Annotated in this window: 9 protein-coding genes; 7 read left to right on the top strand and 2 right to left on the bottom strand. The window is 70.0% G+C overall.

Features of this window, described 5'->3' with window-relative positions; translation table 11 throughout:
- From ACYVJE_RS13200 to ACYVJE_RS13170, 7 genes are all read left to right on the top strand, one after another.
- Window positions 1-229: methionine adenosyltransferase domain-containing protein (locus ACYVJE_RS13200; protein ID WP_461144662.1), on the top strand; the 229-nt coding region annotated here is incomplete at its 5' end.
- Window positions 230-430: 201 nt separating this feature from the next.
- On the top strand, window positions 431-1,405 hold the full coding sequence (locus ACYVJE_RS13195) for a carbohydrate kinase family protein (RefSeq protein ID WP_461144661.1): 975 nt from the start codon (window positions 431-433) through the stop codon (window positions 1,403-1,405).
- A 21-nt stretch (window positions 1,406-1,426) separates the two neighbouring features.
- Window positions 1,427-5,002, top strand: a complete 3,576-nt coding sequence (gene metH / locus ACYVJE_RS13190; protein ID WP_461144660.1) for a methionine synthase — start codon at window positions 1,427-1,429, stop codon at window positions 5,000-5,002.
- A gap of 74 nt (window positions 5,003-5,076) precedes the next feature.
- Window positions 5,077-6,540 (top strand): adenosylhomocysteinase, encoded by a 1,464-nt coding sequence (gene ahcY, locus ACYVJE_RS13185; protein ID WP_459159270.1) that lies wholly within the window; start codon window positions 5,077-5,079, stop codon window positions 6,538-6,540.
- Between the two features lie 302 nt (window positions 6,541-6,842).
- Entirely contained in the window at window positions 6,843-7,730 is an 888-nt protein-coding gene (locus ACYVJE_RS13180; RefSeq protein WP_459159271.1) for a mycobacterial-type methylenetetrahydrofolate reductase, read from the top strand.
- Window positions 7,731-7,947: 217 nt separating this feature from the next.
- Window positions 7,948-8,841, top strand: a complete 894-nt coding sequence (locus ACYVJE_RS13175; protein ID WP_461144659.1) for a methylenetetrahydrofolate reductase — start codon at window positions 7,948-7,950, stop codon at window positions 8,839-8,841.
- A 173-nt stretch (window positions 8,842-9,014) separates the two neighbouring features.
- Entirely contained in the window at window positions 9,015-10,409 is a 1,395-nt protein-coding gene (locus tag ACYVJE_RS13170) for an FAD-binding oxidoreductase (protein WP_461144658.1), read from the top strand.
- A 50-nt stretch (window positions 10,410-10,459) separates the two neighbouring features.
- Here ACYVJE_RS13170 and ACYVJE_RS13165 read toward each other — a convergent pair whose 3' ends face one another.
- Both ACYVJE_RS13165 and ACYVJE_RS13160 read right to left on the bottom strand, forming a co-directional pair.
- Window positions 10,460-11,635: an NAD(P)/FAD-dependent oxidoreductase gene (locus ACYVJE_RS13165; protein WP_461144657.1), complete on the bottom strand. Its 1,176-nt coding sequence runs from the start codon at window positions 11,633-11,635 to the stop codon at window positions 10,460-10,462.
- Entirely contained in the window at window positions 11,632-13,206 is a 1,575-nt protein-coding gene (locus ACYVJE_RS13160) for an aldehyde dehydrogenase family protein (protein ID WP_459159275.1), read from the bottom strand. The genes ACYVJE_RS13165 and ACYVJE_RS13160 overlap by 4 nt, the downstream gene beginning before the upstream one ends.
- Between the last annotated feature and the right edge of the window lie 131 nt (window positions 13,207-13,337).

The following is a 13,337-nucleotide window of genomic DNA, read 5'->3' as shown; positions in this document are numbered from 1 at the left end:
GCTGTTCGTGGAGACGTTCGGCACGGAGAACGTGGACCCGGTCAAGATCCAGGCCGCGATCAACGAGGTCTTCGACCTGCGTCCGGCCGCGATCGTGCGCGACCTGGACCTGCTGCGCCCGCTGTACCGGTCGACGGCCGCCTACGGCCACTTCGGCCGCGACGACGTGGACCTGCCGTGGGAGCGCACCGACCGCGTGGCCGCGCTGAAGAGCGCCGCGGGCCTCTGATCCGCACGTAACGCCCCGACGCCGGCGGGCGGCGCCGGCCCCGGGCCCTCTGGCCTGGGCCGGCGCCGCCGCCGACAATGTGACAACGCAGACCAACCCAGTACCGCGGCGGGGACGGCCCGTGCGAAGTGCCACACGCGCCTCGCGCGGTCGCGACGGGCCGCCGAGCAGGCCGCCCGCCCCATGTGAAGGAGTCGAACAGTGCGGATTGCGGTGACCGGTTCGATCGCCACCGACCACCTGATGTCCTACTCCGGCAGGATCAAGGACGAGATCCTCGCCGACCAGCTGGACTCGGTGTCGTTGTCGTTCCTGGTGGACGAGCTGGAAGTCCGTCGAGGCGGAATTGCCGGCAACATCACCTTTGGCCTGGGGCAACTGGGGATCTCCGGAACCTTGGTCGGCGCCGTCGGCCGCGACTTCGCCGACTACGGCAAGTGGCTCGAGAGCCACGGCGTGGACACCGGGTCGGTGCACTGGTCCGAGCGCAAGCACACCGCGCGCTTCGTGTGCACCACCGACCAGGACAGCAACCAGATCGCCTCGTTCTACCCGGGTGCCATGAGCGAGGCCGCGCAGATCGAGCTGAAGACGGTCGCCGAGCGCCTCGGTGGGGTCGACCTGGTGGTCATCTCCGCCAACGACCCGGGCGCGATGGTCCAGTACACCGAGGAAGCGCGTCAGCGCAACTACCCGTTCCTCGCCGACCCGGGCCAGCAGTTGGCGATCATGGACGGCGAAAACATCCGTAAACTGGTGGACGATGCCCGGTACCTGTTCACCAACGAGTACGAGCGGAGCTTGCTGCTGCAGAAGACCGGCTGGTCCGAGGCCGAGGTCCTCGACCGCGTCGGCATCTGGGTGACCTCCCTCGGCCCGGAGGGCGTGCAGGTGGAGTCCAAGACCAGCGGGACGGTCCGCGTGCAGCCGCCGAAGGAGAAGCAGAAGGGCGACCCGACCGGTGTCGGCGACGCGCTGCGCGCCGGTTTCCTGGCCGGTCTGCACCACGAGCTCGGCCTGGAGCGCTCGCTGCAGCTGGGCTGCACCCTCGCCACGGTCTCGCTGGAGACCGACGGGCCGCAGGAGTACGAGGTCGAGAGCGGGTCGTTCGTGGCGCGCTTCGCCGAGGCCTACGGCGACGCGGCAGCGGCCGAGGTCGAGTCGAAGCTTCGCTGAGACGGGAGAGCAAACAGCGTCATGGTCAACAAAGACCGGAACAACGATCCGAGCGGATTCCTCGAGGCGCTCGACGAACGTGTCCTTGTCGCCGACGGCGGCATGGGGACGGCCTTGCAGTCCTACGACCTGTCGCTGGACGACTTCAACCAGCTCGAAGGCTGCAACGAGATCCTCAACGAGACTCGTCCGGACGTGGTGCGCGGGGTCTACCGCGGGTTCCTCGAGGCGGGCTCGGACGCGATCGAGTCGAACACCTTCGGCACGAACCTGCCGAACCTGGGCGAGTACGGCATCGAGGACCGCATCCAGGACCTCGCCCACAAGGGCGCCGCGATGGCGCGCGAGGAGGCGGACGAGTACTCGACGCCGGACAAGCCCCGGTTCGTGCTCGGCTCGATGGGGCCCGGCACGAAGCTGCCGACGCTCGGCCACGCGCCCTACGCCGACCTGCGCGACGCGTACCAGCTGGCCTCTGTCGGGCTGATCGAGGGCGGTGCCGACGTCCTCCTGGTCGAGACCTCGCAGGACCTGCTGCAGACCAAGGCCTCGATCGTCGCCGCGAAGCGGGCGATGGAGCAGACCGGTCGCCACCTGCCGATCATCGCGCAGGTGACGGTCGAGCAGACCGGCACCATGCTGGTCGGTTCCGAGATCGGCGCCGCGCTGACCGCGCTCGAGCCGCTCGGCATCGACATGATCGGCATGAACTGCGCGACGGGTCCGGACGAGATGCACGAGCACCTGCGCGTGCTCGCCGACCACGCCACCGTGCCGATCTCGGTCATGCCGAACGCGGGCCTGCCGCAGCTGGGCCCGAACGGCGCCTGGTACCCGCTGCAGGCGGGCGAGCTCGCCGAGGCCCTGGCCGGGTTCGTCAACAACTACGGCGCCCGGCTGGTCGGCGGCTGCTGCGGCACCACGCCGGAGCACGTCAGCGCGACGGTCGAGGCGGTGTCCGCGCTTCCGCCGAAGCAGCGCGAGCCGGAGGTCGTCCCCTCCGTGTCGTCGATGTACCAGGCCGTGCCGTTCCAGCAGGAGAACACGGTCCTCAACGTCGGCGAGCGGACGAACACCAACGGGTCCAAGGCGTTCCGCGAGGCGATGATCGAGGAGCGCTACGAGGACTGCGTCGAGATCGCCAAGGCGCAGACCCGCGAGGGCGCGCACCTGATCGACCTGTGCGTCGACTACGTGGGGCGCGACGGCACCGCGGACATGCGGGAGCTGGCCAGCCGGCTGGCGACCTCGTCGACGCTGCCGGTCATGGTCGACTCCACCGAGTACGACGTGCTCCGGGTCGGGCTGGAGCACCTCGGCGGGCGCTGCGCGGTCAACTCGATCAACTACGAGGACGGTGACGGCGAGGGCTCGCGCTTCCAGAAGGTGATGGACCTGGTCGCCGAGCACGGCGCCACCGTCGTCGGCCTGTGCATCGACGAGGAGGGCCAGGCCCGCACCCGCGACTGGAAGCTGCGGGTGGCCGAGCGGATCATCTCCGACGTCACCGAGAAGTGGGGCCTGGACGAGTCGGCGATCATCATCGACTGCCTCGTCTTCCCGATCACCACGGGTCAGGAGGAAGTCCGCCAGGACGGCATCGAGACGATCGAGGCGATCCGCGAGCTCAAGCGCCGGCACCCGGACGTGCAGACCACGCTGGGGCTTTCCAACGTCTCCTTCGGCCTCAACCCGGCCGCGCGCCAGGTGCTCAACTCGGTGTTCCTCAACGAGTGCCGGCAGGCGGGCCTGGACTCGGCGATCCTGAACTCCTCGAAGATCCTGCCGATGAACAAGATCGACGAGGAGCAGCGCCAGGTGGCGCTCGACGTGGTCTACGACCGGCGGGGTGAGGAGTACGACCCGCTGCAGAAGCTCATGACCATGTTCGAGGGCAAGTCGGCCGCGTCCTCGGGCGCTTCGCTCGAGGAGGAGCTGGCGCAGCTGCCGCTGTTCGAGCGCCTGGAGAAGCGCATCGTCGACGGCGCCCGCAACGGTCTGGAGACCGACCTCGACGAGGCGATGCAGGAGAAGAAGCCGTTGACGATCGTCAACGACCACCTGCTCGCGGGCATGAAGGTCGTCGGTGACCTGTTCGGGTCGGGGCAGATGCAGCTGCCGTTCGTGCTCCAGTCGGCCGAGATCATGAAGACCGCGGTGGCCCACCTCGAGCCGTACATGGAGAAGGACGACTCCGGCGGCAAGGGCAAGCTGCTGCTGGCCACGGTCAAGGGCGACGTGCACGACATCGGCAAGAACCTCGTCGACATCATCGTCTCCAACAACGGCTACGACGTCGTCAACATCGGCATCAAGCAGCCGATCAACGACATCCTCGAAGCCGCCGAGGAGAACGAGGTGGACGCGATCGGCATGTCCGGCCTGCTGGTCAAGTCCACTGTGATCATGAAGGAGAACCTCGAGGAGATGAATTCCAAGGGGATCTCCGAGAAGTACCCCGTCCTGCTCGGCGGTGCCGCGCTCACCCGGTCCTACGTGGAGAACGACCTCGACGAGGTCTACCAGGGCGACGTCCGCTACGCGAAGGACGCCTTCGAGGGACTGAGCTTGATGGACCAGGTGATGGCCATCAAGCGCGGTGAGGCGGTCGAGGAGTCCGAGAAGGAGCAGGAGAAGAAGCAGGCGCGCAAGGAGCGGCGCAAGCGCTCCGAGCGCATCGCCGAGCAGCGCAAGGCCGAGCAGGGGCCGGAGCCGGACCTCTACGACGAGAGCGTCCGCTCGGACGTCGCCGCGGACCTGCCGACACCGACCCCGCCGTTCTGGGGTTCGAAGGTCGTCAAGGGCCTGTCGGCGAACGACTACCTGCAGCTGCTGGACGAGCGGGCGACCTTCTTCGGCCAGTGGGGCCTGCGCGGCACCAAGAAGGGCGACGGGCCGACCTACGAAGAGCTGGTCGAGTCCGACGGGCGTCCCCGGCTGCGCGCGTGGATGGACGAACTGTCCACGAAGGGCATCCTGCAGCACGCGGCCCTGGTGTACGGCTACTTCCCGGTCGTCTCCGAGGGCAACTCCCTGATCGTGCTCGACAAGGACGAGCCCGACGCGCAGGAGCGGACCCGGTTCCTGTTCCCGCGGCAGAAGCGGGAGCGGCGGCTGTGCCTGGCCGACTTCTTCAGCTCGCGGGAGAGGGCGGAGGAGACCGGCCAGGTCGACGTCCTGCCCCTGCAGCTGGTGACGATGGGACAGCCGATCGCCGACTACGCCGATTCGCTGTTCGCCAACAACAACTACCGCGACTACTTGGAGATCCACGGCCTCAGCGTGCAGCTGACCGAGGCGCTGGCGGAGTACTGGCACCGCCGCATCCGCCAGGACCTGCAGTTCTCCTCCGGTCAGTCGGTGGCCGCGGAGGACCCGGACGACGTCGAGGAGTACTTCAAGCTCGGTTACCGCGGTGCCCGGTTCTCGCTGGGCTACGGCGCGTGCCCGAACTTGGAGGACCGGCAGAAGTTCATCGACCTGCTGGAGCCGGAGCGCATCGGCGTCGAGCTGTCCGAGGAGCTCCAGCTGCACCCCGAGCAGTCCACGGACGCGCTCGTGCTGCACCACCCCGAGGCGAAGTACTTCAACACCTGACCGAAACCGCTCGCACCTTCCTCCCAGGACGCGAGATCGCCGAGAAGCGGTTGGGGAAACAGAGAAAGGAAATCATGACCGCGAAGCTGCAACAGGTGAACGGCCTCGAGTTCGCCATCGCCGACCTGAACCTGGCCGAACAGGGCCGGCACCAGATCCGGCTGGCCGAACACGAGATGCCCGGCCTCATGGCAACCCGCAAGGAGTACGCCGCGTCGCAGCCCCTCAAGGGTGCCCGGATCGCCGGTTCGCTGCACATGACCGTGCAGACCGCGGTGCTCATCGAAACCCTCGTGGCGCTCGGTGCCGAGGTGCGCTGGGTTTCCTGCAACATCTTCTCCACGCAGGACGAGGCCGCGGCCGCCGTGGTCGTCGGCCCGAACGGCACCCCGGAGAAGCCGCAGGGCGTGTCCGTGTTCGCGTGGAAGGGCGAGACCCTCGAGGACTACTGGTGGTGCACCAACCAGCTGTTCCAGGGCTTCTCCGGTGGCCAGGGCGCGAACATGATCCTGGACGACGGCGGCGACGCCACCATGCTGGTGCACAAGGGCGTCGAGTTCGAGGCCGCGGGCGCCGTCCCGCAGCCGACCGCGGACGACCCGGCCGAGTTCAAGGTCGTGCTGGAGACCCTGCGCCAGAGCCTGGCCAACGACAAGCAGCGGTTCACCAAGGCGGCCAAGGAGATCAAGGGCGTCAGCGAGGAGACCACCACCGGTGTGCACAAGCTCTACGAGCTGGTGCGCAGCGGGGACATGCTCTTCCCGGCGATCAACGTCAACGACTCGGTCACCAAGTCGAAGTTCGACAACAAGTACGGCTGCCGCCACTCGCTCATCGACGGCATCAACCGCGCCACCGACGTGCTCATCGGCGGCAAGACCGCCGTGGTCGCCGGCTTCGGCGACGTCGGCAAGGGTTCGGCCGAGTCGCTGCGCGGTCAGGGCTGCCGGGTCATCGTCACCGAGATCGACCCGATCAACGCCCTGCAGGCCGTGATGGAGGGCTACGAGGTCAAGACGATGGAGGAGGTCGTCGACTTCGCCGACATCTTCATCACCACGACCGGCAACTTCGATGTCTTCACCGCTGAGCACATGAAGCGCATGAAGCACCAGGCCATCGTGGGCAACATCGGCCACTTCGACAACGAGATCGACATGGCCGGCCTCGAGGCGATCCCCGGCGTCAAGAAGTTGGAGATCAAGCCGCAGGTCCACGAGTACACCTTCCCGGACGGCCACTCCATCCTGGTGCTGTCCGAGGGCCGGCTGCTCAACCTCGGCAACGCCACGGGCCACCCGAGCTTCGTGATGTCGAACTCCTTCACGAACCAGACGATCGCCCAGATCGAGCTGTTCAACAAGCCCGGGGAGTACGGCAAGGACGTCTACATGCTGCCGAAGATCCTCGACGAGAAGGTCGCGCGGCTGCACCTCGACGCCCTGGGTGTCAACCTCACCAAGCTCACCAAGGAGCAGGCCGAGTACATCGGCGTGGACGTGGAAGGCCCGTACAAGCCGGAGCACTACCGCTACTGATCGCGTGCGCTGCTGATCCCCTCAGCGGCGTGCTCGAGCGGTGGCCGTGGCCGCCCCGGGCGCACCGGCGGCGGCCACGGCCCTCCACCTCCCGCTCGCCACGGCGAGCCCACGACGCGGAACGCGTCCACCGACGTTCGAAGCGCACCGGGAGCTCCCGGTAGAATCATTCGAAAGCACTTTTTCTTCGCAACTGGCAGGAATCCCGCCCGCCGCGGACCGCGCGGCCATTCCGGGCGGGAGAGCAAGACGGTCCCTGCATGAAGTGACCGACGTCGACAAAAGGAAAACCTGAGGCCGACATGGACACGATCGCACTCGAATTGGTTCCGCCTGATTTGGATGGCGGTCCGCAGCGGGCCGTGGAGGAAGGCCGCAAGGTCGCCGAGAACAGCGCTGCCGCTGGTCTCGCGGGCCAGATCGACCACCTGATGATGCCCGGAATCATTCCGGAGGACGACGACCGCCCGGTCGACATCAAGCAGAAAATGGACGTGATCGATTTCTGGCGCACGGTGCAGCCGGAAATCGGGGACGTGCGGGCGCTGTGCACGCAGGTGACCCCGTTCCACAACGAGCAGCAGCTCGACGAGCGCGTGCGGAACCTCCGCGCGGCCGGAATGGAAGGAATCATCTTCGTCGGTGTGCCGCGCACCATGCAGGACGGTGAAGGCCTCGTCGCGCCCACGGACGCGCTCGGCCGCTACCGCGAGACGGTGCCGAACCGCGGCTGCATCCTCATCCCCACCCGGGAGGGGGAGCAGGGGCGGTTCAACTTCAAGTGCGACAGCGGGGCCACGTTCGGCATGACCCAGCTGCTGTACTCGGAAGCCATCGTCGACTTCCTGCAGGAGTTCGCCAAGAACACCGACCACCGGCCGGACGTGCTGCTCTCGTTCGGGTTCGTCCCGAGCTTCGAGTCCAACAAGAAGCTCATCGACTGGCTCATCCAGGACCCGGGCAACCCCGCGGTGGAGGCCGAGCAGCGGTTCGTCGCCGAGCTCGCCGAGCTGTCCTTCGAGGACCGCAAGAAGAAACTGGTCGACCTGTACAAGCGGGTCGTCGACGGCGTGCACGGACTCGGCTTCGGCATGAGCCTGCACCTGGAAGCGCCGTACGGTTATTCCAAGCCGGCGTTCGACACCTTCGCGGAGATGCTGGACTACTGGTCCCCGCACTCCGCCGAGTGATACGCGCTCGCCGCGACACGCCGGTGCGGCGTGCCGGCGGCGGGGTCGTTGCGGCAGCCGCGCTCCCGCGGCGCCCGGCGGTCCCGCCGCGGCGCGCCCGCCCGTTCCCGGCCGCTCGCGCCCTGCAGCCGCCACGGCGGACGCGGGTGCGGGCGGCCGATCCGTGCGCGGGCGGGGGCGCCGCACCGCGTGCCGACGACAGCGTCGAGGAGCGCACATGACGAACGTGATCGACCGGCTCACCCCGGAACGCACCGCGTTCGCGGTCGAGTTCTCCCCGCCGCGCAGCGCGGTCGAGGAGCGCGGACTGTGGCGGGCCATCCGCGAGCTCGAACCGCTCGACCCGGCCTACGTGTCGGTGACCTACCCCTCCGAGGCCTCCGGCCGCGAGCGCACGCTGCGCACGACCGGCCGCATCGCGCGGGAGACGACGCTGCTGCCGGTGGCGCACCTGACGGCGGCGGGGCACTCCGTCGCCGAACTGCGCCACGTGCTCGGCTCGTTCGCCGCCGAAGGCCTGCACAACCTGCTCGCCGTCCGCGGCGACCCGCCCGGCGGACCCGGGGCCGAGTGGGTCTCCACCCCGGGCGGCCTGCGCCACGCCGACGAGCTCGTGCGGCTCGTGCGCGGGTGCGGGGACTTCTCCACGGGCGTGGCCGCGACCCCGCACATGCACCCGGACTCGCCGGACGTGGAGACGGAGACGCGGCGCACCCTGGACAAGATCCGCTCCGGGGCGGACTACGCCGTGGCGCAGCTGTTCCTGCAGCCGGAGTACTTCCTGCGCCTGCGCGACCGGCTGGCCCAGCGCGGCTGCCACGTGCCGATCCTGCCCGGGATCATGCCGATCACCACACCGCGCGTGCTGGACACGTTCACCCGGCTCGCCGGGGTGCCGATCCCGCCCGAGGTGGCCGACCGGCTCGACCCGCTGCGCGACCAGCCGGAGGACTTCCGCGCAGCGGGCATCGAGATCGCCACGCGGTTGTGCGAGCAGCTGATCGCGGAAGGCGCGCCCGCCCTGCACTTCCACAGCCTCAACCGCTCGCGCGCCACGTTGGAGGTGGTGGGCAACCTCGGGCTGGTCGACGGCGTCTTCGCGAAGGGCTGACAGCTCAGCCGCATCCGGCCGCCCCGCTGCCCGCGGAGCGCGTGCGCGAGCCGCGCCGGGGAACCGCTCGCGGTGTCCGGGCGGCGCGAGCGCGGGAAGCGGGACGCCTCCGATCGTGGGATACGGTGTCGGGGAAGAGCGGCGCCGGGAAGACCGCGGACGGGAGGGGCGCGATGCCGGGATCCACCGGGTTGCTGGCAGCACTCGAAGAGGGGCTGGACGCCGCGGCGTTGCTGACCGACCCCGACTCGACGTCCCGCTACGCCCACGACGACGCCGAGTGGGCCCCGCACGGCACCCCCGCCGCGGTGGTGCGTCCCACCACGGCCGAGGAGGTCGCCGAGGTGGTGCGGGCGGCGGTCGGCGCCGGCGCACCCGTCGTGCCGCGCGGCGCGGGCACCGGCCTGTCCGGCGGGGCGAACGCGCTCGACGGGTGCGTCGTGCTGTCGTTCGAGCGTATGAACTCCGTCCTCGAGATCAACCCGCGCGAGCAGCTGGCCGTGGTGCAGCCCGGGGTCGTCAACGACGAGCTCCGCGCGGCGTGCCGCGAGCACGGCCTGTGGTACCCACCGGATCCGGCCAGCTCGCCCTGGTCGACCATCGGCGGCAACACCGCCACCAACGCGGGCGGGGTGTGCTGCGTCAAGTACGGCGTCACCCGCGACTACGTGCTCGAGGTGCAGGCGGTGACCGGAACCGGCGAGATCGTGCGGCTCGGCCGCCGCACCGCCAAGGGCGTGGCCGGCTACGACCTGTGCGGGCTGCTCGTCGGTTCCGAGGGAACGCTCGGCGTGATCACCGAGATCACCGTCAAGCTGCTGCCGGGTGAGCGCGCCGCCGAGCGCACCGTCGTCGGCTACTTCGACTCGCTCGTGGACGCCGGGCGCGCGGTGGCCGAGGTGGCCGCGGCCGGCATCGTGCCCTCGGCCCTGGAGATGCTCGACCGGCACTGCCTGCGCGCGGTCGACGACTGGAAGAACATGGGGCTCTCCGACGAGGCGGAGGTGCTGCTGCTCGGGCGGACCGATTCACCGGGGGAGACCGGGGAGTCGGAGGCGCAGGCGCTGCTCGACTGCTTCGGCGCGGGCGGCGCCACCTGGACCACCCGTTCCACCGACGAGCACGAGTCCGAGATGCTGTTCTCCGCCCGGCGCCTGGCGTATCCGGCGCTGGAGCGCCTCGGCCCGGTGCTCACCGAGGACGTGTGCGTGCCGCGGGCGGCCGTGCCGGAGATGCTCGGGCGGATCCAGAGCTCGGCCCGGCGGCACGAGACGACGATCGCGAACATCGCGCACGCCGGGGACGGCAACCTCCACCCGCTGATCATCGCCCCGCCCGACGACGAGCCCGCCCGGCAGCGCGCGCAGCGCGCCTTCGACGAGATCGTGGCCGGTGCGCTCGACCTCGGCGGCACGGTCACCGGCGAGCACGGGGTCGGCCTGCTCAAGCTCAAGGGCGTGCACTCCGAGCTGAGCGAACCGGTCGTCAACATGCACGAGGCGGTGAAGAGCGCCCTCGACCCGCACGGCGTGCTCAACCCGGGCAAGGTCTTCGGCCCGCCCGTGTGACCACCGCGCTCGGAGGGGCGCGGCGGCGGGGCGGTCGCCGCCGGTGCCGCTCAGACGAGGTTGTGCTCGGGCCGGATCTCGGCGGTGGCGAAGCGCTTGAGGTCGAAGCCGGTGACGTCGACCACCGGGGTGCGGTCGAGGGCGAGGTCGCGCACGACCTCGCCGACGGCGGGTGCCTGCAGGAACCCGTGCCCGGAGAACCCGGTGGCGTAGCAGAACCCGTGGATCGCGGGCGAGCGGCCGAGCACGGCGTTGTTGTCCGGGGTGACCTCGTACAGGCCCGCCCAGCCGTGCGCCACGCCCACCTCGGCCAGCAGCGGTGCGCGATGGGACACCACTGCGGACAGCCCGGTCAGCCACCCGTCGTCGGTGTCCATGTTGTACCCGAACTCCTCGGTGGGATCGGACATGCCGATCAGCAGCCCGCGGCCCTCCTCGTGGAAGTAGAAGCTCGTGGCGAAGTCGACGGTGAACGGCAGGTCCGCCGGCAGCTCGGGGATCGGTTCGCTCACCAGCACTTGGCGCCGCAGCGGCCGGACCGGGATGTCGATGCCGACCCACTCGCCCACCCGGGCCGACCACGCGCCGGCGGCGCAGACCACCGTGGAGGTGCGGACGGTGCCGTGCTCGGTGTGCACTCCGGTGATCTCCGCGCCGTGCAGTTCGATGCCGGTGGCGGCGCAGCGCTGCAGCAGCACCGCCCCGTGCGCGCGGGCGCCGCGGGCGTAGCCCTGCACGACCGCCTCCGGGGTGCAGTGCCCGTCGGTGGGCGAGTACGCCGCCGCCTGCAGCCCGTCCGCGGAGATGTACGGCGACAGCTCGCAGGCCTCGGTCACCGAGAGCATGCGGCTGGGCACGCCGCACTCGTTCTGCAGCCGGACGTTGCGCTCGAACGCGGCGGTGTCGGAGGCCGTGGACAGCAGGAACAGGTACCCCGGCTGCTTCAGGTCGATCTCCGCGCCGGGGCGCTGGTGGAACTGCTCGAAGGCGTGCAGGCTGCGCCTGCCCAGCTCGATGTTGACCGGGTCGGAGAACTGCGCGCGCACCCCGCCGGCGGCCTTGCTCGAGCTGCCGCCGCCGAGCTCGTCGCGTTCCACCAGCACGACGCCGACACCGGCCTCGGCGAGGTGGAAGGCGGCGCTCACGCCCACCACGCCGCCGCCGATCACCACGACATCGGTCCGCTCGGGCAGCGGGGGAGTGGTTCCTCGCCTGGCCGGGATCATCGCGCACCTCCGAAGTCTGCGGGCAGTTCGTAGTCCCACTCCGGTTCCACGGTGGAGACGTCCATCTGCGCCTTCTGCAGCTTGCCGGAGAAGTCCCAGTTCAGCGACTGCCACCGGGTGAACTGGTCGAGCACCCACGTGCCGGACAGCCGGCTGCCGTTGCCGGAGGCGCCGTTGCCGCCGAACGGCAGGTGCACCTCCGCGCCGGAGGTCGAGTTGTTCACGCTGACCATCCCGGCGCTGATGCCCTCCCGGAAGCGGAACACGGTGGTCGGGTCGTTGGTGTAGACGGCCGCCGACAGCCCGTAACCGGGAGCGTTGCCCAGCTCGATCGCCTCGTCGAGCGTGGTGTAGCTGATCGCGCCCACGATCGGTCCGAAGGTCTCCTGCCGGAAGACGGGATCGGAGGTGCGCATCCCGGACAGCAGCACCGGGTGGTAGTACAGCCCGGCGGCGGGGTCCCCGAGGAACCCGGCGCGCGGGGCCTCGGCGGTGATCCGTCCGGTGAACTCCGAGCCGAGCACCGCGTGGTGCTCGCCCAGGGTCTCGAGCGTCTTCTCGAAGCGCTCGGCGAACTTGCGCTCCAGCAGCGGTCCGTAGAGCACGTCGCCGGTGGGATCGCCCAGCGTCGACGCGCGCAGGGCGGCGTCCAGCTTGCCCAGGAACTCGTCGTGGACGTCGCGGTGCACGATCAGGTTGCCCAGCGAGGTGCAGCGCTGGCCCGCGGTGCCCCAGCCGGAGAACAGCGCGCCCTGCACCGCGAGGTCGACGTCCGCGTCCGGGGCCACCACCATGGGGTTCTTCCCGCCGAGCTCCAGGCACGGGCTCTGCAGGTGGCGCCCGCACAGCTCGCCGATCTGCGCGCCCACCGCGGTCGAACCGGTGAAGCCGACCTTGTGCACGTGGCCGGCCTGCAGCGCCTGCTCGAGGCCCTCGTAGGCGTCGTGGCCCGCGGCGTAGACCAGGTTCAGCGCACCGTGCGGGATGCCCGCGCGCCAGGCGAGCTCGGCCAGGGCCCGCGCGATCGCCGCGGCGTACTCCGCCGGTTTCCACACCACGGCGTTGCCGGACAGCAGCGCGGGCACCAGGTACCAGGACGGCACCGCGACGGGGAAGTTGCCCGCGGTGATCACCGCGGCCACGCCGACCGGGGTGCGGAAGGTGAACAGCTGCTTGTCCGGCATTTCGGAGGGGACGGTGTGGCCGTAGAGCCGGCGGCCCTCGCCGACGAAGAAGTCGCAGGTGTCGATGATCTCCTGCACCTCGCCGAGCGCCTCGGTGCGGGGCTTGCCGATCTCGCGGGTGACGATGGCGGCCAGGGCCTGCTTGTTGGACTCCACGAGCCGGCCGAACGCGGCGATGGCGCGGCCGCGCACAGGAGCGGGGGTGCGCGCCCAGTCGCGCTGCGCCCGCTGCGCGACCTCGGTGGCCCGGGCGAACTCCGCGGGGCCGTCCAGGTGCACTTCGGCCACCGCGTCCTGCAGGTTCGCCGGGTTGTACGAGACGTAGCGGTCGACCGGCCCGGTGGCGGGCGGCTCGGCACCGATCACGGAGCGTACTGTCGACTGCACCTGGGAACCTCATCCCTGTCGAACGTGGGGCGGCCTCCTCGCGCGCCTCCTCGTGGGAACCGTATAGCCTTTCGGGCGCCTACGCGGAGCACCAGAAGCATGATTTCGCGTTCCCGCCACGCGGGGTGCCG

Source organism: Salinifilum aidingensis (genome assembly GCF_054782015.1).
This window is presented reverse-complemented; position numbering and strand designations above follow the sequence as displayed.